Origin of the sequence: Paenibacillus polymyxa M1, assembly GCF_000237325.1 — a bacterium.
In the GTDB taxonomy this organism is placed as follows: domain Bacteria; phylum Bacillota; class Bacilli; order Paenibacillales; family Paenibacillaceae; genus Paenibacillus; species Paenibacillus polymyxa_C.
Genome location: NC_017542.1, coordinates 1,478,799 through 1,499,360, shown reverse-complemented (window position 1 = coordinate 1,499,360; position 20,562 = coordinate 1,478,799). Strand labels below are relative to the sequence as shown.

The 20,562-nt window shown below is 46.1% G+C and carries 19 protein-coding genes; 2 read left to right on the top strand and 17 right to left on the bottom strand.

Going from position 1 to position 20,562, the window contains the following annotated elements; all coding sequences use genetic code 11:
* Positions 1-152 precede the first annotated feature (152 nt).
* Positions 153-1,061, top strand: coding sequence for a TIGR01777 family oxidoreductase (locus PPM_RS06530; RefSeq protein WP_013369969.1), 909 nt, complete (start codon positions 153-155; stop codon positions 1,059-1,061).
* Positions 1,062-1,273: 212 nt separating this feature from the next.
* On the opposite strand, the gene PPM_RS06525 is transcribed toward PPM_RS06530, so the two are convergent.
* From PPM_RS06525 to PPM_RS06450, 15 genes are all read right to left on the bottom strand, one after another.
* Positions 1,274-3,058, bottom strand: a complete 1,785-nt coding sequence (locus PPM_RS06525; RefSeq protein ID WP_013369968.1) for a DUF6382 domain-containing protein — start codon at positions 3,056-3,058, stop codon at positions 1,274-1,276.
* Positions 3,059-3,119: 61 nt separating this feature from the next.
* Positions 3,120-3,632, bottom strand: coding sequence for an A24 family peptidase (locus tag PPM_RS06520; protein WP_013369967.1), 513 nt, complete (start codon positions 3,630-3,632; stop codon positions 3,120-3,122).
* A gap of 88 nt (positions 3,633-3,720) precedes the next feature.
* On the bottom strand, positions 3,721-4,716 hold the full coding sequence (locus PPM_RS06515; protein ID WP_013369966.1) for a pilus assembly protein: 996 nt from the start codon (positions 4,714-4,716) through the stop codon (positions 3,721-3,723).
* On the bottom strand, positions 4,685-6,901 hold the full coding sequence (locus PPM_RS06510; protein WP_013369965.1) for a DUF5702 domain-containing protein: 2,217 nt from the start codon (positions 6,899-6,901) through the stop codon (positions 4,685-4,687). Before PPM_RS06510 ends, PPM_RS06515 begins: the two co-directional genes overlap by 32 nt.
* Positions 6,902-6,941: 40 nt before the next feature.
* The gene (locus PPM_RS06505; protein WP_013369964.1) at positions 6,942-7,610 is read right to left on the bottom strand and encodes a TadE family protein; all 669 of its coding nucleotides are present in this window, start codon (positions 7,608-7,610) and stop codon (positions 6,942-6,944) included.
* Complete coding sequence (locus PPM_RS06500) at positions 7,610-7,804, bottom strand: Flp1 family type IVb pilin (RefSeq protein WP_013369963.1); 195 nt, start codon at positions 7,802-7,804, stop codon at positions 7,610-7,612. The genes PPM_RS06505 and PPM_RS06500 overlap by 1 nt, the downstream gene beginning before the upstream one ends.
* 10 nt (positions 7,805-7,814) lie before the next feature.
* Positions 7,815-8,699 carry a type II secretion system F family protein gene (locus PPM_RS06495; protein ID WP_080567854.1) on the bottom strand — a complete coding sequence of 295 codons (885 nt, stop codon included), beginning with the start codon at positions 8,697-8,699 and terminating at the stop codon, positions 7,815-7,817.
* Positions 8,700-8,705: 6 nt separating this feature from the next.
* Positions 8,706-9,497, bottom strand: a complete 792-nt coding sequence (locus PPM_RS06490) for a type II secretion system F family protein (protein WP_013369961.1) — start codon at positions 9,495-9,497, stop codon at positions 8,706-8,708.
* Positions 9,494-10,741 (bottom strand): CpaF family protein, encoded by a 1,248-nt coding sequence (locus PPM_RS06485; protein ID WP_013369960.1) that lies wholly within the window; start codon positions 10,739-10,741, stop codon positions 9,494-9,496. Before PPM_RS06485 ends, PPM_RS06490 begins: the two co-directional genes overlap by 4 nt.
* 13 nt (positions 10,742-10,754) lie before the next feature.
* A complete protein-coding gene (locus tag PPM_RS06480) occupies positions 10,755-11,927 on the bottom strand; it encodes an AAA family ATPase (RefSeq protein ID WP_014599554.1) in 1,173 nt (390 codons plus the stop codon).
* A 520-nt stretch (positions 11,928-12,447) separates the two neighbouring features.
* Positions 12,448-14,775: a histidine kinase gene (locus tag PPM_RS06470; RefSeq protein ID WP_013369956.1), complete on the bottom strand. Its 2,328-nt coding sequence runs from the start codon at positions 14,773-14,775 to the stop codon at positions 12,448-12,450.
* A 219-nt stretch (positions 14,776-14,994) separates the two neighbouring features.
* Positions 14,995-15,882 carry a metal ABC transporter permease gene (locus PPM_RS06465; RefSeq protein ID WP_013369955.1) on the bottom strand — a complete coding sequence of 296 codons (888 nt, stop codon included), beginning with the start codon at positions 15,880-15,882 and terminating at the stop codon, positions 14,995-14,997.
* Complete coding sequence (locus PPM_RS06460) at positions 15,879-16,808, bottom strand: metal ABC transporter permease (protein WP_013369954.1); 930 nt, start codon at positions 16,806-16,808, stop codon at positions 15,879-15,881. The genes PPM_RS06465 and PPM_RS06460 overlap by 4 nt, the downstream gene beginning before the upstream one ends.
* Before the next feature lie 5 nt (positions 16,809-16,813).
* Entirely contained in the window at positions 16,814-17,578 is a 765-nt protein-coding gene (locus tag PPM_RS06455) for a metal ABC transporter ATP-binding protein (protein ID WP_013369953.1), read from the bottom strand.
* Positions 17,579-17,592: 14 nt separating this feature from the next.
* Positions 17,593-18,564, bottom strand: a complete 972-nt coding sequence (locus tag PPM_RS06450; protein WP_013369952.1) for a metal ABC transporter solute-binding protein, Zn/Mn family — start codon at positions 18,562-18,564, stop codon at positions 17,593-17,595.
* 236 nt (positions 18,565-18,800) lie between these two features.
* On the opposite strand from PPM_RS06450, the gene PPM_RS06445 reads away from it, so the two are divergent.
* The gene (locus PPM_RS06445; protein ID WP_013369951.1) at positions 18,801-19,580 is read left to right on the top strand and encodes a DUF3153 domain-containing protein; all 780 of its coding nucleotides are present in this window, start codon (positions 18,801-18,803) and stop codon (positions 19,578-19,580) included.
* 5 nt (positions 19,581-19,585) lie between these two features.
* Here the strand turns inward: PPM_RS06445 and PPM_RS06440 are convergent, their stop codons facing one another.
* Positions 19,586-20,011 carry a thiol-disulfide oxidoreductase DCC family protein gene (locus PPM_RS06440; protein ID WP_014599553.1) on the bottom strand — a complete coding sequence of 142 codons (426 nt, stop codon included), beginning with the start codon at positions 20,009-20,011 and terminating at the stop codon, positions 19,586-19,588.
* A gap of 125 nt (positions 20,012-20,136) precedes the next feature.
* Complete coding sequence (locus PPM_RS06435) at positions 20,137-20,463, bottom strand: hypothetical protein (protein ID WP_013369949.1); 327 nt, start codon at positions 20,461-20,463, stop codon at positions 20,137-20,139.
* Positions 20,464-20,562 lie beyond the last annotated feature (99 nt).

The window sequence follows — 20,562 nt, the reverse complement described above, 5'->3', positions numbered from 1 at the left end:
ATCAGAATATATGTTATTGAAATGTAGGTAGATTAAAGCATGAATGGACTTTCTTTTGCGTACACCAGATACATTCAATATGAAGCTTTTGTATCAGAAAGGGTTATATTTTATAACAGAAACATTTTTTGAATTGGAAGGAGAATAACTCCATGAATATCATCGTATGCGGAGGAACTGGATTGGTGGGGAGTGCACTGGTCAAAAGTCTGCTAGATGACGGATATACCGTGAAAGTCATTACCCGCAAGCCGCTGGTTGGACATGAAGCGAGCCCTCGCTTGCAGTATATGAGCTGGAACGAATTAAAACAAAAGCCTGAATTACTGGAAGGTACAGATGCGGTCATTAATTTAGCAGGTGAAACGCTGAATCAGCGCTGGACGGACAAGTCCAAACAAAGAATTCTTCAATCACGACTGCTGTCCGTTGCCCGGTTGGCTCAAGCATTGAATGCTCTGCAAAAAAAACCGGAAGTTATCATTCAGGCTTCGGCTGTTGCCGCCTATGGTACCTCCCTGACCGAAACATTTGACGAAAAAAGTCCGCGCCGTTCGAATGATTTTCTGTCTCAGGTGGTTGAGCAATGGGAGGAAGCTACCAACGCCTACCCTGCCGATGCCCGTCTAATTAAGTTACGCATCAGCCTAGTGCTGGATAGAAAAAAAGGAGCATTTCCACTCATGAAGATGCCTTACGTCTTCGGATTCGGCGGAAAAATAGGTAGCGGCCATCAATGGATAAGTTGGATTCATATTGCCGATATCGTTCGTCTGATCTCGTACTGCATTCATACACCAGAGATTTCCGGGGCAGTGAACGCTTCATCACCACACCCCATGACGAACGACCAATTTGGGAAAACAGTAGCTAAGGTATATCTTCGTCCGCACTGGTTTCCCGTTCCTGGCTTTCTAGTCCAAAAGCTATTGGGTGAGATGAGCACGCTTGTATTAGACGGTCAAAAGGTAATACCGCGTAAAGCGCTGGAGCACGGATTTAAGTTTAAGTATTCTTCACTGAAGGAAGCGCTAGAGGAACTCCATTCTTCTCACAAGTAGCGTTGAATTAAAAAATGAACTCTATGGATGATAGATAATATCTTTGTATCTCTACCAGCTTAGGGTTCATTTTTGATTTAGACATAATCTATCAATTAAACTTGAGATCTTTGAGTTGTCTTGTTTTAGGCCTATGAATGGTCTTCTAGTTATAAAAAAGAAGCCCAGAATATAACAGGCCTCTTCTTAACATATATCCATTTAACGTTTACTCAAGATGCATTAGAGGATTTAAAAGAGTCCAATCGATAAATATAAGAGACTCCAGCGATTTTAAAAGTATCTCCATCCTTCATAGTATACTCCTTATAAGGCACCATAGGCTCTCCATTCAGCACTGTTCCGTTCGTCGAGGATAAATCTTTAATGATATGGCTTTGTCCTCCTGTAACTATACAAAGCTCAATATGAGAACGGGAAACTCCATCGGTATGCTCTACAAACTGGACCAATTGCGGATCTCTTCCGATGATAAAGCTACCTCCAACGAATTGGTCTGGCTGCAACCGTATGCGCTCGGTTTCTCCACTCCCAGATAACTTACGATCCAAACAAGCAATCGGCGAGTGCTGAACAGTTGGACTCGGTATCTCTTGATCCGGACGAAGCAGCACGGTTTCCTGCTTGGATATAGTATTGAGTAGCTCCGTTACCCCGGACAAGGACTTATAATAAGCCTCGCTAGTATCGCTGTCGTCCAATTCATTTCCCCGCATGGCACCTTTCCTCGAATGCTCGTGCAAGTCATAATTTGTACTTACTTTCCCTCCATCCTCCGTCGTTCGGCTTTCCATGCTTTTAGATTCTGAGTCTGGAAAAGTCCAACGCCAGCTTTCCTGTCCTTGATCACTTGAATCGGATGATTGCTTGTCATGATGATGGCGTCCCGCTACAAACCCAGTTAGCTTATCTACCTGATAACGGTCATTTTTTCGCTGTGCTGGAGAAGCAGCTCCTAACCATTCCGAATCCAGTACAGGTACTGCCTCGCTATAAAAAGGAGATAAAGCTCGATTGCGCTCTAATTTCCCCGTCCAGCTTATATAAGTAACAGCGACAAGCACTAAAGTTAGCACAATCGAAATAAGCAAGGGAACCGTCTCTGGATGATCCAAATAAATATAACGCCAAACAATGGCCGAGGCGAGCAGACATCCGAGAGCAATGTATGTTTTATATTTTTGTGATTTAGGCTCCACCTCTTCATTTTCCATTTCGTTGTCGGCTCCTACCTCGACATTCTCCTCTGATTTTGCGGACTGCTTGAGTCGATTGACTCGCTTAAGCTCCTGAATTTCCTGCAGAGTCTCCCGATGTTCTTGGCCGTGCGTTCTTCCGCCACGATCTGTATCGTTATCCTGTATGGTATGAGAGGAATGAACAGATGATCTACCTTCAGCCTGACCGCTGATGCTCTGTTCACCAGTCGCCATCCCTTGTAATAGTAGTTCCTTCAACGCGCTCAACTCAAATTCATTTCTATCGCATAGATCAAGTATGCGCTGTATAGATTCTCCCTGAAGGTGAGCCACACGAGTCATCAAACGAATAACCATCTGCTTAAAATAGCTACCGGTTTGTTGCGTATACTGTACACTACACAAAGGAACATAGGTTAAACTAACGTTCTTCCTTGTGCCTGAACCGCTTATAAAAATGTAATCTTCGTGCAAAATAAACTGGCGGATATTTAACATATATTGTGGGCTACGATGAAGAGCATCTACCACTTCAAAAAGAATCAGGTAGAAATCAGAAGTCGACACATTCCCACCTTTCCATACTTGGGAAAGCATACGTTGCCCCGAAATATCGTAATGTAACTCGATCTGAAAATCGACTTCTTTTATTCTAAGTTCCAGCAGACCGGGAATCCGATTACCAGTCATCATTCGGGTCTGTACAGAATTTAAATCATCGGTTTTGAGCCCGCCTTCCTTGTTTAGAATCATAAACGTCCCGCCATTGCGAGCAAAATCCCTGCTTAAACCAAACAATTCATGACCTCCTTAACAATTCTTATCCCCTGAGGTAGCATGATCTCCCCAAGCGGACACGTCATGACAAGAAGTAAAGATAAGCGCTGACCGCTCCTGGAATGACTGCCGTCATAAAGGGAAACCTGAGGTGCGCTTCTCTCCCACTAGTCAGCGCTTTGCCGCTGCGAAATAGGAAAAATCCTCCTAAATTAAACGCCACGCGTCGTAATCTCATGATGGTTTCCCTCCTCCATAGCAAAATCCCTATACCAATAATGCCTGCAAAAAAAATCGAATATAGAGCCGATTGCCACGCAAAAGCTGCACCTGTCCATGCTCCAATTAAGCCAAACAGCTTTACATCTCCTGCACCAATTGCTCCCATCCAGTACAAAATCAGCATGAATCCAAAGCCGGTGCCAAGACCAGCAATAGCAAATAAAAAACCATGCCAGCCTCCGAACAGAGTATTGAACAGCAAACCCACCGCTATACCGGGCAATGTAAGCTTATTAGGGATTTTCATGCTTCGTAAATCTGTCACTAGCGCGATCGCCAGCAGAACTCCACACACAATATACATCCATGTCAATGCGGTCTTCCCCCTTCATAACAATGAAAATTAGCAGGCCTGCCAAATCATTTTTCATTGTAGTTATCTCTATAAGTCTATATCTAGCCTATCCATCAGTTGTCTTCTGCACAGAAAACGGAACCTCAATACGTCGGCCATCCTCCGTTTCAATTACAAAGCTCCATTGACCTGGTGTTGTGTTTGTTCCTACAAACCAGTTCCATTCAACAATCCCATCTGCATTGGCTGAGGTCCAGCCCAAGTGCTGAGCTGTGCTTTCACCTGACTTATAAAGTACAGAAAGGGTAGCATTCATCCCAGGTTCAACCTTGGCCTTGATCAAATTGTATACACCCTTCACAGCAGGCTCAGGCTTGACAAGCAACTGTATGGAATGCTGCGCATCCTTATCCCCTGTTTCATCACCTGTACCTGCTCCCTCTCCTGTATCACCAATCCAAAGACGTTCCTCAGCCGCCGCTTGGAGCACAATGTTGCGATACAAAAAGGGGACTTTCATCGGTAGTTCATACGATAGCTCTACTCTAAAATAAGGGTCCTTAGTTTCTGTAAGAGAGGGTACATGTACGCTCGTTATATGAATACGGTCATACTCCAGAATACTTTTCTCCATAAAAGGCTTTAGCATCGGCTTCAGAACAGGATCAAGTGCAGCCTCCGTCAAGCGTCCCCGCAGCTCCTCCAGCGGCTTTTGACCGCCTTGAACAGCGTTTTCTACCCAGTCGCCGATTGGAGGTGGCAGTTGGGCAGCGAATTGGCTTGCATATTCACTCACAGATAACTTAGGAAGTTCATCTAGCGGTTTGCGGACTGCATCTATTTTAGCGGACGCCGTCTCCACGGCTAGAGACACCGGGTAGATTTTAGCCGAAACCTGCTTAACCGTTTCTGAAGCGGTAGTCTGCAAGGCTGTGGAGACCAGTGTCATTTGGACCATATAAATGAGAAAAATAATAAAAAACAAAAACAATGGCAACACCAGTGACGCTTCTAAAACAATACTTCCTTGTTCACGCTGCTTCAGTCCACAAGCCTGCCGTAGATACTGATTAATAGGAAAAATGCGCTGTTTTCGTGACATAGTACACACTTCCCTTAATACTCTCGCCTTCTTTGGAGGCGGTTCCGAGCATTTTCATTACTCCAGGTAGAAACCACAGCCTCATCCCATTCTTGACCTCACCCTTCGCATACGTCCGTCGCTCAGCTGGATTGACATCTGTATTCAGGCGGATCAGAGCAAGCATACGGGACATTTTTCGTTCATTATTGCTATGGAGCATCAGGAACAATCGCAAATGATCCTTGTAAGTCATTCGAAATTTCAGAAAATCAGACAAAGGAACATCCCCTTTTTGCGCCAGCATGATCATATCTTCAATCGCCTTCTCTACTCCATATAACAAAGCTGCCGCCAAAACGACCAACGGGTTACCCTTTGAACTGTTTTTGACCAGTCCCTCCATCGTTCGAATGGCAAGCCTCATAGCAAAAATCTCCCCATAGGCAGCTGCCAGATTACCCGTCGGATTATGAAACCCATACAAGATGTACTCAACTTCTTGATTATTCACCTCCAGCTGGTCCCCTAAAATCTGTGCAGCATTACCCACATTTCCACCTGATCCGGCCAAACTGCCAAAACGGCTGAAATCCACATGATGGAAGTAAGAAAGCGCGTACTCATTCTGGTAAAACTCGTCTCCCAGTTGAATCAGTAAGTTAGATGCCGCCTCGTATAGACCATCCATACTATCCATGGAAGCCCCCGTTGCATCATAGGTGTCATAGGACAAATCAGCGGATACAGATGGACTGGATGAAGACTGATTGAACGAAATACTTTCATTGTAATACTGCTCCACTACTCGGAATTGCTCAGCACTTTGTTTACCTTTAGAAAGAACCTCAATGATCCGATAAGCTTGCTTGAGCTTGTTTTTTGCCTCTCTTTCCATTTTTTTGCGCTCTTTGTCAGGGCCGCGTCGCGTATCCATCGTTCTGGCCTCACCGTCGAGTACATTGGCGGGTCCCGCCCAAGCATATGCATTTAAGTATTTATCTATCTCCTTGAGCGTTGAAGCAACTTCTTGCTTGAGCATGTCTGCATTCAAAAATGGATCTGTATAGAAAGACAGCGTACGCATCATGCTCGTTATTCTATTGTTAGCAGTATTTATTGCGATCCTTTGCTTTTCGATTCCTGCTTCCCATTGCTCAAATTCATTGCTCGGAACCAACAAATCCTCTGCCCTTTGCCGGGCACTTCCTACAGACGGATCAGCGTTGGAGCCTGCTCCGCTTGGGGTGGGGGCTGCAGAAACCTCGTCATAGCCTGCATTGGCCGCCCTCTGCTTATATTGAACAATGACTTTGCGCATTTCTTCATTAATCTGCCGGGCTTCATTTAACGGTTCCTTGGCTTGCAGAAGCAGCTTATCATGCTCCTCTCCAGTCTGAACCATGACCTGTCGCAGGCGATCCAGTGCTTTCCTTGCCCTTCTTGTATATTTCTCCATCTGCATGATTTTAACGTCATCCACACTCTTCTTGTTGTCCTCATATACATGTACGTAATGCTTATATTGAGCAGCAATGTCGGCTACAACTTCAAGTGGGTCCCATATATACTGATTAGGCATATATGTCCCCCTCTGTTTAATAATCCGTTTGCGAACCTCTTCCATATAAGCTCCTGCCTTACGCTGTTTCTCCAGCATGTCATCCAGTTTGGCCTCACGTCTGTCATACAGCTTTTGCAGCCGTTTCAGCAAATCTACCGTGTGTGAAGCCTCCTTCATATTTTGAGAGAGCGGCTTTAGCTTTTCTAGCACTTCCATCGTAAAATCGACAGGCGCTTTATACTTCATCTCTTCACGGATCTGCTCGTTAAATATGGCATATTTACCAAGCTCCCTTTCCATTTGCAGTGAACTGGAATCCAGCTTCATATTCATTAGCGGTAGCGTTTCCGCGCGCGCCGTACGCCGCGCACTGTCATTCAGCACTTTGACCATAATTTGTTCGCCGCCGCCTTCACCATAAGCAAACAAACCATACTCCTGTTGTAATGCCGGATCATAAGCAGACATCACTGACCGTACCGCTGCATGGGTCAGCCGTTCGGTCTGCACATGCAGCGCAGCAATTCTCGCGTAATCAATAAATACAGCAATAAAACCGAACATGACCGCCAAAATCAGAATGAGGAATACCGTGACAGCACCTGATTCTCCGTCCTTTGTATTTCGTCCCTTACCAAACACCCGCTTCCTCCTTTCCAGTTATATTCCCGTTAACTACTCCTTACTGACCGTTTTGCCCATATTGCATCAATACTTTCCCTACAATTGCCGGTTCTACCTTTTCACCTGAGCCTCTACCCATAAACTTCGCACCATAGTAACGGACCAACTCCACTGTACGAATCCATTCCACAGGTTCCACCACACCCGAGCTCATTTTTCCTTGTAAATCTGTCTGATCTAAAAACTGATTCAACAAAGGTACCTCCACGATCTTATTTAGCTCTGTGGTCACCTTACGGTGAATCATACTGTTCTCATATGTCATCTGCCCATGCATACCCGCAGGCATTCTATTTTCTGCATTGGACAGCTTCTGAGCAGGTAACGAGCCTCCTTCATTGCCGCCTGGTACCTGTACACTTTCCTGATTATTGGCTCCGGCCCAGCCAAACAGGGCGCCTAACATAACGTCATCCTTCAAGCGCCAATAGAGAGAATCCCGTTGCCCTTGCGCAAATGCTCCCGTACGCGGGTCCTTAAAGCTGTTATCCCAACTGTAAGCGGCTCTTTCCGAAGCAGTAGAGGCAACCTGCACCAATATAGATTTTTGATATATATACAGGCAAAAGAATAACATTATAAAAATAACCAGCAGCAAAATGGGAAAGACGAGGGAAGTCTCCAAGGAGAAGCTTCCGTCCTCTTTTTGTACCAATTTGCACAGCATTATGAATCCATAAAATCGTTACTTTTTTTATCCGCCTTTTTCAACAGCCCTTCTACAATTTTCTTGATCTGATCTTTAAAAATAATCGCCACCGCAATCAGAATCGCAATGATCAGGATCATTTCTAACGTCCCCAAACCATCCTCATCCTTGTGCAATTTACGAATACTACCTGCTACAATTGTCATCATCATTTTATTCCTCCTACATATTCATCATCATTAAAGCCGGAGCGCCCACCAGCACAATGACCGTTAGCAAAATTAGTGCCATCGGGAAGACTAACTTTGAAGAAGCCTGTTCCCCTCTTGTACGGCTAATCGAAGTCCGCTTGCTCCATAACGTCTGAGATAACTCACGTAAAGCCATTACAAAATCGCTCCCGCCACGCCTCATATTCAATAAAACTGTTGTTGTAAATATCGTCACTTCTTGAATACCACAACGTTTGCTCAGATGTTCAAATGCCTGTTGAAAGGAATAGCCACTTTCCCATTCCCCCACTGTCTGCAGCAATTCCCGATACAATGGGTGTACCGTATCCGCCCCTTTACGCTCCACACAATGAAGCAAAGCCCGTTGTACTGTCTCTCCCGCACCAACCAAAAGCATCATTTTACTCAATAATTCAGGCAATTCCATTAAGATTTGCTGATCCCGCTTCTGTACTTTCCCATGCAAATCCTTGACCAGCGCTACTGGCACCAGAACACCGAGCCCCAAGCCAAGCACCAGTCCGGTCGCTTCCCCGCCCATCATAATGGATATTAAAGCTCCACCAGCAGCCACCATATATCCGTACCCCAACATTTCTGCCAGAAAAAGCATCGTTTTTTCTCCGCTGTTGCGCATACCATACAGCTTCTGTATGGAACGGTGTAGCTTGAACATCAGCAAAGGCAACCTATGAGTGGCACGTGAAACATGAAGTATGTGTACAAAAGGCACCGAAAGTTTTTGCAGCCGCAGTCCTTCGAGCTTCATATGGCGAAAATGTGCATACTTAGCAGTGTACATTTGGTTCAGCACCACCCAACCTCCCACTTGCAGAACCAGCATAACCAGACAAACCAACGTCACCACACCCATCACTCCTTACACTTCAATCTTCATAATGTGGTTGATCCACACGAGACAGCCACCAAGCACCAGTAGGCAAAAGGTTGACAGAATCATACCTGTACCGCTGTATAAGGGCATCATGTAGTCTCCTGCGGTCACTGTCATAAACAAAACAAACAAAAAAGGCGCTGCAAACATAACCCTCGATTCAAAACGTTTCTGCGCAATCATTACACCGATCTCCTGCTGAATTTCCAGCTTCTCACCAATGACACTTGAAGCCCGTCGTACGACTTCCACCAGATCACCTCCGGTTCGTTTGCAAGCCGCAAATACGTCCGCAAAATTCGTAATATCCTCAATCTGAGCCCGACGAGCCAAATCCTGCAAAGCAGCCTCTACAGGCTGTCCGATTTCGAGGCAGGCCGTAATAATGTTAAATTCAAAAATCAGATCGTGATCTCCATCCGGACTAAGCAACCTCAAATCCTCTACAGCCTCACGAAACCCATTCTCCACCGACCTTCCCGCTGAAAGAGAAGACGAAAGCGAGTATAAAGCCTGCTTAAATTGAATACTTAAAGCAGACCTACGTCGTTGCAGCAAAAACTTTCTAAAATAACGAGGCATCACCACAGCTCCAGCAGCACACAGCAACGATAATATCCATTGGTGATAAAATAGATATCCGATCGTCGCGAACAACACTCCACTAGAGAGAATGCACATACTTTTTTGTGCAGTCGATAATGTATACACCGTATAATCTGGCAGAGAAGGGACCTCACGTGACACTTGCTTGGCAGTCGCCTTTCCTGTTCTCATGCCGATACTCCTCCCTTGTGCCAAATTTCCGGCTTGATCCCGGCCATTTGCAGCTTCAATGTATGTTGTAGCCCCCCACCACAACGTTCCAGTTCCCCTACAATTTGTCCTTTACTTTCTCCGTGTTCCTGGAAGCGATAAAGGGGATTCAGCGTCACCTCACCATTTTCAAAACCAATCACTTCGCTAATTTCCAGCACCCTTCTGGATTTGTCGCGTAGCCGTGACAGATGAACGAATATATCAATGGCCGAGCTAATCTGCTGCCGTACTACTCCAAGCGGAAGCTCTGCCCCACCGAGTACCATCGTTTCCAGCCGGCTGACCATATCGCGGATATTATTCGAGTGCCCAGTTGATAAGCTTCCATCATGTCCCGTGTTCATCGCTTGCAGCATATCCAACGCCTCACTCCCTCTGACCTCACCCACCACAATGCGGTTAGGCCGCATACGTAAGGAGGAACGAATCAGATCACGAATCGTGATTTCTCCCTTCCCCTCGGTGTTCCCGTTCCGTGTTTCCATGGAAACCAGGTTGGGGACAGTCACAATTTGCAGCTCTGCCGAATCTTCAATCGTAATAATCCGTTCAGACGAAGGGATGAACTGGGATAATGCATTCAGAAAAGTTGTTTTACCAGAGCCCGTTCCGCCGCTTATAAAAATGTTGTACTTGCTACGTACCAAGTCTTTGAGCATAGCGGCGGCTTCTATATTGAGTGCACCCATTCGTATCAAATCATCCATCGTCATGGGACGCTCGGGAAACTTCCGTATGGTCATCGTCGGACCCTTAAGAGCAACTGGCGGCAGCACGATATTTACACGTGATCCGTCCTTTAGTCGGGCATCCACAATGGGAGAAGCCTCATTCACAATTCGGTTCACCCCGGCTACAATCGTCTGGATCAAATCCTCCAGTCGTTCGCGGGATTCGAATTGATCGGGCACCTGAATCACCTCACCTGCCCGCTCCACGAAGATTTCCCGATGACTATTGATCATAATTTCCGTTACGGTCGGGTCGTCAATCAACGGCTGGAGCACATCCAGCCCACGGAAAGAGTTGAAAATTTTGCGGACAAGTGCATGCTTTTCTCGGGAAGTTAAGCTCGCCAGCTCTACGTCGTGTAAAATTCGCTTTTCGATATGCCGTACTAGATCTGTATCCTTTACCGAGGACGTTACGTCCAGCCCGTTACGAATATCCGCGCGCAATACCTTAAATTGTTCCTCATTCATGTTCATCATCCCCTTAAGACCAAGCAACCGTCGACTGTGCTGTGCTCTCCATATCCAGCAGCTCGCGGCACAAATGACGAATTTCCCGCTGATAAATCGGTGAACTAAGCAGCAGCTCACGATGCTGCATTTGTTTCCATGAAGGTATATAGGGTAACGCTCCGTTCAGTTCCATGAAGTCACGAGGTAACGAGTTGATCATAGTTCCCATGTAGCGATTCACCACAAAGCTGGTTTTGCATATCATGGCTTCAAGCCCTTCAGGCTGTGTAGTTTCTAAAACATCCAGCCATAATCCGCACTTGTGCATACTCATTAAATCGTCAGCCAGCAACCAGATCAGCTTATGACTAGCTTCAAGCACGGCTTGAGCCCGCTCACCATGTTCAGAATCGCAATCTACGATCACTACATCATACTGCCCGCTTTCAGCAATCGTTCGAATGAGCTCTTTCGCTTCATCACAAGTCATGTCTGTCAATTCCTTGCGATTATAGACAGGTTGAAACGTATCAGCCTGAATTTCAGGACAACGCACACAATACGAAGCCAAAGATAACGAAGTGCCCTCATTTCTCTCCGACTTGAGATCATACAGCAGTCTGGACATTCCTTCTCCTTCTCCTTGTACTCCGCTAGAACTGTCTGAACCAGTGAACAACGAGCTTGAATCCACCGTTTCCAGATTCAAATAGAATACCGAATATCCCTCATTCCCCAGCTGCTTGGACATATTGAGCGCGGCCGTTGTCTTGCCCAATCCACCTGAAGCTGCCACCATGCCGATAATCATTCCACCTTCCCGACTGTTTACGCTTTTCCGACCATTCGACCTCTGTCTCGCCGTTTCCAAAATAATACCGACCAGTTCAGATAAAGGCTGATATTTTAATACAGGCTGCCCATATTCGCTTACTTGTTCTCCCTCATGCAATACCAAACAAGGAATATCCGCATCTTCCCGAGCTGTCCATAGATTCAGAAAGGGCATTTCACCTACTACCACATCTGGTCTTTTCATTCCGCTAGTTTCCATCATGTATTGATGAAATGCCTCCGGCTGCGAAAAAGCCGTTATTCTGAGCCTTCTGGCGTACTCGCTTCCGTGAACATAATTCAGCAGAGGCTCAATATAATCCCGACTTTCTACGGCCAATACCACTTTTACCGGAACCAATACGCTCATCCCCTTTCCCAGCATAACAACGCAAAAAAGCACCGTTCATCCATCCGTAAGTACATACGGTTGGTGAACGGTGCTTCCGTCACGTGCAATCTATTTATTGGTAGAATAGCATAGCACCTGTGTTAGAGCAAGTATTTTTTGCGCAAGTATTTTCTTAGAATTCTGGTACTAGGAGAAGGCGGGCAGTCTAGCCCCGCCTCCTACGATCTTCAACTTAGTAGAATTTGTGGTGACGACGATGACAGTCATGATGGCGATGATGACGACGTTTCCGGCAATGACATTTCTTATCAAAGTCTTCATGTTTCCAGTGATCACGTTTAAATTTTGGTTTAAACTTAATGACAGTCACCTTAATGATTTTCTTAAAAACACGTTTTTTTGGCTTTGGAAAATGACAATCATGCTTACGATGTTTATACATTCAAACTCGCCTCCATTTCTTTGAGATAGAATATACTATGGAAGCAGTGAATAACTGGTAACCAGCATATGACTATTTATGTATGGATTGGGCATTTTAATAATCTGTCTCCAGCTTAATATCCGGATCATAATCCGCCACGATAAGAACATCCATATGACGTGCTTGACGGAGAATCCTCGGCACAACCGCAGTCTTCCCCCAACAGCTACTTCGGGAAGACTGTCCCACGATGAGCTGCGTACCTGAATATCCTTCTACTGGAGCAATCAAAATGTCGGCAATCTCGCGTTTGCTGGAAACAAGCCGAATTTCAAAGGTTCCCCCCAGTCGGTGGGTCAGCAGCTTTAGTTGTTCCAGACGAGGGTTCAATCTCTCCGGTATACGCTCACCGATATGGACATAAGTCACAATCCACACAGCCTTCAAACGAAATGCGATACGAAAACCGCGGCGAATCAACCTTTCAGCATTTTCACTTAGCGTCACGCCTACAAAAATCACTTCCTCCCTGCGCCACGGTCCCCGAAGTGACTCGTGCCGATCCCAGGATTCCAGCCGCTCATCTACATCATCTGCCAATTCCCGCAAAGCAAGTTCACGCAGCGCAATTAGATTACCCAGCTTAAAAAAGTGGCTAAGTGCCTGCTCCACCTTCGCAGGAGCGTAAATTTTGCCCTCACGCATACGTTGCTGTAACGATTTGGGAGCCACATCAACAAGCTGTACTTCATCGGCCAGACGCATCATATGGTCAGGAACTGTTTCTCTCACCCGAATGCCAGTAATTTGTTCTACTGCGTCATTCAAGCTCTCCAGATGCTGCACATTCATTGTGGATATAACAGAAATACCTTGTTCCAAAATGGCCAGTACATCCTCATAACGCTTAGATCTCAGACTTCCCGGAACGTTGGTATGTGCCAGCTCATCAACTAGCACTACCTCAGGATTACGCCTGAGAATGGCTTCAGTGTCCATCTCTTCCAAATGTGCACCATGACGCTCGATAGACTGACGGGAAATCATCTCCAGAGATCCTACCTGGGCTAGTGTTTCTGCTCTTCCGTGCGTTTCCAGCAATCCGATAACCACATCAATCCCGCTTTCCAGCAGATCATTTCCCTCTCTCAGCATGGTGTATGTTTTACCGACCCCCGGAGCAGCACCAATATATACTTTGAGCTTGCCCCGCAGAATTTTGGCTTCCTCAGCCTGCACTTCCTCAACGCTCAAACGATGATACGGATCAGTATCCCCTTCCTCCTGTCTCATCGTTGGCAAAATCCGTTCGCCCTCCTGCTCGGCTCGGTCTGCAATCAACAGCAGATCCATATTTTTCATTCGTTTTAAAATTCCGTTCACCAGTGATCCTTTAACCAGCTCCTGCCACGGAGTCTGCCGAGAATGCCCCATAACAATTCGGGTAACATTGTGAGTCACCGCATAATGGATAAGTTGACGTGGCAGCCTTCTGCGGGAAAAGAGCGGGATTTCTTCAAATGTCGATCCGATCTTGTCGGCCAACTGCTCAATGGAACGTTTGAAGGCTGCTGATTCCTTGGACAGCTTGCGCTTCGAGCTGACAAAAGAGACCACCAGCATATCTCCACCCAACCGCTTGGCCACCTGTTCTCCCCTACGTACATAAATGGACCCATTCCAATGATATTGGACAGGCACCAAAATACGCTCTGCTGCTCCTGACGCCCCGTGCAAGCCTAGCTCCTCCCGGTGCCGTTCCAGCGAATCATTCACATCCTCTGCCACCAATCGCAGAGCGAGCTCACGCAATTTACCCAGATTTCCCCGGTGAAACATCTCTGGATTGGGCGTATGCATATAACCTTTCGCCAGCCGTTCCAGAATCATCTCCGGGGTGGCATCAATTAGACGAATTTCATCCGCCAGCTCCAATGTATCAACCGGAACCGTATATTCCGCTTCAAAGCCAGTCAGCTGATATACCCACTCCGTGATCCCTTCGAGTTCATAAACATTGACCGTCGTAATGACGCTAATTCCCATCTCCAGCAAATACCGAATATCCTCCAGCCTTGTTGGAAACGAGGCGTCTTTTCGGTTATGATGTGCCAAATGATCTACCAGCACCACCTCAGGATTTCGTGCCACTAAAGCTTCTACATTCAGATCCTTTTGCTCCTCGCCATCCTTCATCCAATGAATACTGGGTACTCGCTCTAGGGAGCCGACCTGTTCCACGGTCTCACGCCGTTGCAGAGTCGATACCGCACAAATTACAACATCAATCCCTTCATGCTGCAGCGATTGTCCCTCCTGCAGCATATGATACGTTTTGCCAGAGCCACTGACCGCACCAATGTATATTTTGAGTCTGCCTCGATGCAATTTGTTAATGGAATCCAGTATCTCCTCTGGTGATTTACGTTTGAAGCTCTCCAATTTCGTTCCTCCCCGCAGCGTAACAGCTCGTTCCGAATCCTTCTGTGTGATTGTAAAGAATGTACTCCCGTGTCCCGGTTAATTCAAGATGACACAACAAGCTTGCCTCAAAAAAAGCCGCACAGATTAGCATAAGCCTAAAAAAGCGTGCATTCAGGCACTTTATGCCCGTCTGCACGCTATTTTGAGTAATTCATATAGGATCACTTCCTACGAGACTCACTTGCTATTTTCGCCAACAATTCCCCGTTGTTGAAATAACTTTCGCCATACCACACCATGAGACGGGGAAAATAGAAAAGCCAAAAGCAGCAACACACCCGATACACACAGCATACATGCCGCAATAGAAGCATCTAATACAGTTGCTGTATAAAAGCCTACGATCGAGCTAATGGCTCCAACTCCCACGCTGTATGCAATCATACGGGACAGCTTCTCCGTCAGCAAATAAGCGGTAAGAGGCGGTACAACAAGCATGCCAACCACTAGAATTGCACCCACACTCTCAAATGACGCCACTGTCGTTAGTGATACGAGACTCATTAGCAGATAATGAAAAAAAACAACTGGAATGCCCAATGAAGCTGCCAATGCGGGATCAAAGGAAGTGACTTTAAATTGCTTGAAAAAGCCCCCTACCATGAGCAGATTGATCAAAAACATTGCGCCCGTAATCCACACAGCCCTTGGACCTATATCGAAGCCAGCAATCTCTATCGTATTCCACGGGACATAAGCAATTTCCCCATACAAAACGTGGTCCATATCCAGATGAGCATTGGAAGCAAACACACTGATCAGTAAAACACCGATAGCAAACAATGTTGTAAACACCACGCCAATGGCAGCATCACTTTGCAGACCGCTTTGTTGGAATAGCTGAATCAGATACACCGTTAGAAGCCCCAGCACGGCCGCACCAAACATCATCCACACCGAATCCCTCGATCCGCTGATGAGAAAGGCAATGACAATACCAGGCAGTACCGCATGACTGATGGCATCACCGATCATAGCCATTTTCCGAAGCACGAGAAAGCATCCGACGATACTACATCCCCCTGCCACTAACATTCCCGTCAGGATCACATAAAATGAACTCATAGGGCACGCTCCTCCCTGGGCTGTGTTCCAACTCCCTGCTCCAGACTTTTTCTGGCGTTCAACCGAACGATAGCCTTGGAAATCATTCCACGCTGCGGCGCAAAGATCAGACTTACACCAAATACCACAGTCGCACACAACACGCACAATGGTCCTGTAGGCAAATTTTGTCCCAGAGAGCTAATAACAGTCCCACCAAGACCCGCTATAGCACCAAACAAGCCTGACAGGCATACCATAACACCCAGCTTCTCTGTCCAGTATCTTGCCGACACGGCCGGGGTAATCAGCAGGGCAGCCATCATAATGACGCCCACAGCTTGAATGCCAGCCACCACCGCAATGACAATCAACAGCATTAATAACTTATCCAGTAGACCTGCCGGAAAACCAAGTCCACGGGCAAAGCCGGGATCAAAGCTGAGCAGCTTAAATTCCTTGAAAAATAATAAACATATTCCAATGAGCACCACCGAAATTACCGCCATCGTATAGACATCAGACAACACCATTGCCGCAGCCTGGCCAAATAAAAATTTATCCAACCCACTTTGGTTGCCTGCGCCACTATGCTGAATTTCGGTCAACAACATAATGCCGAAGCCAAAAAATACCGACAGCACCGCTGCAATCGCTGAATCACTTTTAATTCGCGAATACCGGGTTAGCGCACTGATGGCAAAGGTAGCAACAATCCCTGCAATGGCTGCTCCAATCATAAATCCAAACATGGATTTTGTACCTGTGATCATAAAAGCCACACATACCCCCGGCAAAGCCGCATGTGCCAAAGCATCTCCCATAAGTGATTGCTTACGCAAATACATAAAACTGCCAATCACCCCGCTGCTTAAACCGAGTAAAATACATCCAAGCAAAATCCATTGCATGTTCGGGTCTGCCAAAAGCGCTGCCAAGCTTGTCATACTGCTCACCTCACTCCGAGTATCGTGCCGGATTCCGAACCTGTTTTGAGTATACTCAGACGCCCGCCATACGTACGTTGCAGATTTCCCTCGGTAAAAATATCTGCGGTCTCTCCAAATGCCATCAGATGCCCGTTCAACAGCATAACCTGGTCAAAATAATCCGTGACCGTAGATAAATCATGATGAACGACAAGCACGGTTTTCCCCTGCTGTTTCAGATCGTTAAGCAATGAAATGATAGCTTTTTCTGTTGCAGCGTCCACACCGACAAACGGTTCATCCATAAAATAAAGCTGAGCGTCCTGCGCAAGCGCTCTCGCCAAAAAAACGCGTTGCTGCTGCCCGCCTGACAATTGACTAATCTGCCTGTCTGCAAATTTGCTCATTCCAACCTTGTCCAAACTCTCCATCGCAGCCTGACGATCTGCTGCTCCCGGACGTTTAAACCAGCCCAGTCTGCCGTAACGTCCCATCATAACCACATCTAGAGCATTCGTCGGAAAATCCCAATCCACCGACTCCCGCTGCGGTACATATCCAACCTTGAGCAGCTGTTGCTTATAGGGCTTGCCGTAGACCAGCACCTCGCCCCTGAGCTTTGGAATCAGCCCAAGCACGGCCTTGATCAGTGTAGATTTGCCAGCCCCGTTGGGGCCGATAATACCAATCAGCTTACCTTCCGGCACCTCAAAGGAGACATCGAACAAAACGGGCTTTTTTTGATAGGCTACCGATAAATCACGAACAACAAGTGGTGAATGTCCCATGTGTCTACGCCTCCTTATTTAAGAGCTCTAACGATCGTATTCACGTTATGCTTGACCATTCCAATATACGTTCCATCTTCTGTCCCCTCTTCACCCATAGCATCCGAATACAGCTCGCCGCCAACCTGTATGGTATGACTTTGCTGAGCTGCACCTTGAATAACCGCATCTATGGCCTTTCTCGGAACACTCGATTCTACAAATATGGCTTTAATTTTATGCTCCACCAGATAATCTCTCAGCTTGGTCACATCTTGTGAGCCTGCCTCTGACTCTGTACTCATGCCTTGAAGGCCTCTTACTTGAATCTGGTAAGCGTCTCCGAAATAGCCAAATGCATCATGTGCCGTGACAAGTACGCGCTGAGCCTTCGGTATACTGGTAATCTGCTCTCTCGTGTAATCGTCCAGTTTTCGTAGCTCAGCGAGATAAGCTTCGGCATTGGCCTTATAATCCTCCGCATGAGCAGCATCAAGTGCCGACAATTCATCTCTGACGGTTTCTACCGCAGACATCCAGTTTTGTACATCAAACCAGATATGTGGATCATACTCAGATCCCATTTCTGGGCTAGCTGCACGCAATTGATTTTGGGCAATGTTTTTGGACACGGGTATAACAGGCTTTTGCTTGCTGATTTTCTCCAGAATGTCCTGCATTTTCCCTTCCAGATGCAACCCGTTATAAAAAATGATGTCGGCTTCATCCAGCTTACGCATATCTCCCTGAGACGCCTTGTACAAATGTGGGTCAACGCCTGACTTCATAATTCCCGTGACCTCCACATGAACACCGCCGACCTTCCCGACAATGTCTGAGATCATACCGATGGTAGTCGTAGCCTTTATTTTCTGTCCCGCCTCTTTCGTAGCTCCCTGTTCTGTCTTCTTGGCATCTGTACATGCAGTCGCTAGAACCAGAACTAGAGACAACACTCCAACCGTCGCTACCCATTGTGGCAAAGCCTTCTTAAACTGCTTGTTCATGTTTTAAAATCCTCCTTTTAATATTTGTTTTAGGACAAACTATTTCCTTGAGACAATTATTTTTTACCAATACTATATTTTAGAGTATACACTAAAGTTTTTACCTAGGGAAACATTTTTGAAATATAAATCTTAACTATTCTTTTATATCGTTCGATTTTGGCTCGCCGAATGTGTAATATATAGAAGATATCCGGTCGTTATACCAAAGAAACCATACAAAGAAGGTGCAAGTCATGGACCCAACAGGATACAGCCCTAATTGGAACAAACGTCGGCAAATACAGTTACGAAAAATACTGCTCATTTTTATGCTGGTGTGTTGTCTGTTTGCCCTAACTTCCTGTGCTCGGGGTGACATTCATGTAGATGTTCATCTGGATCAAAGTGTAGATATGGATGCAACGTTCAGTGTAAACAACCAGACACTGATGATGTTGGACAATCCGGGGCTGCTCGATCGATTAGTTCAACGTATGCAAAGCAATAATGTAGACGTGCAGCCGCTATCGGAACAAGGGAGAAAGGGATATCAAATAAAGGGGCATTATCAAGGGGATTGGGGTACAAACCAAAAAAATCCCGATCAGGGTTTAAACCTGCCTGAGGGATTAGAAATAAATCGCGCAGTGAGCCAGCATTTTTTCACAACCAATATGGATCTTACGCTTAAGCTCGATTTGCCTCGGATGCTTCCTGAAGAAGCTCGTGGCCTGAGTGATAAATTAGAACAAATGAATGTGTTTGCACGCAAATTACTAGAACGGCAACTGGATCTTAACTTCAGCCTATCCCTGCCCATCCAGCCTGCTTCCAGCAATGCGGACCGTGTGTCGGATGATGGAAAAACACTCTATTGGGACATTGCTCCATTAGAGTCAAACGAGCTAAAATTGTCGGTCAACGTACCCAATGTACGCCATATCGTGTATGTATCGGCTACGGGTCTCATACTGATCGCGGTAGCTGTGATATTACGGATTCGTAATTATCGTCGTAAAAATAAACATAAATAAAGCAACTAAAAAAATCGTTTCCTAATTTCTGGTGGGGGGATCTGACATTGATCCTCCTCATCCTTGCCAAACCAACGATATCGGTTACGCGCTACCCAGTTATAGGCTGCGTTGCGCACAAAGCGGGGAATCAAGATGAATACATAGGCCAGCGGGTATGGAAAACGAAGGCGTTTGGCAATCCGTAAAGCTGCAGTTGACCTTGTATAATACGTACCGTCTTCAAGCAGCACGAGTGTATCCAGTTGATCTGTAGACAGTCCACCTGCACGTAAAAGTTCTTGCCCTACCTCGGATTGCAGGGAACCAAAATGGAATATTCCCTTAGGATCACGTTTGATAATGAAGCGGGTTGCTCCCTGACAAAAGTGGCATACCCCATCCACTAATACAATGGAATGTTCGGTATGGACATGATCAGACTGGTTCATCAACGCATTTCACCTCCACAGAGAAATCAACGGCATGAAAACGCAACGGTTCGATTATAAACAAAAAAACGCCGAAAGTATCCGACGCTTGTCTAGAAATGTATAATCCTTGCCTGTTCGAAAAACTAGCTCAATGCTTTCTCAAACAGCTGTTTTGCATTAATTTGCTCTAAAAACTCATCATGGAACTGATCCATACACTTGCAGATAAAATCCTTATGGCATACCGGGCAAGGCGTCGTTAGCAGTCGACTAATATTCGTCAAAGTCCACTCCGGATTACGTTGAGAAAAAACGCGGCACTCCGTTCCATCGGCCAAACTCATTTTAAACTCATAAAGCCCTTCTTTTTCGTTGCTACCAGCCAGCGTGAAATTAACAATATTCGGTCTGTAAGACATCATATCACCCGTATTTTTCAAATTTGTTTCGTACCTGATGACCAGAATCACCTATGACATCTTAATGAATTTTGGCGATGATGTCAAATGGATGCCATTCTCAGCGAATCAAGATTTAGGTGCAAAAGCCGCCGATCAATCGGCGGCCGT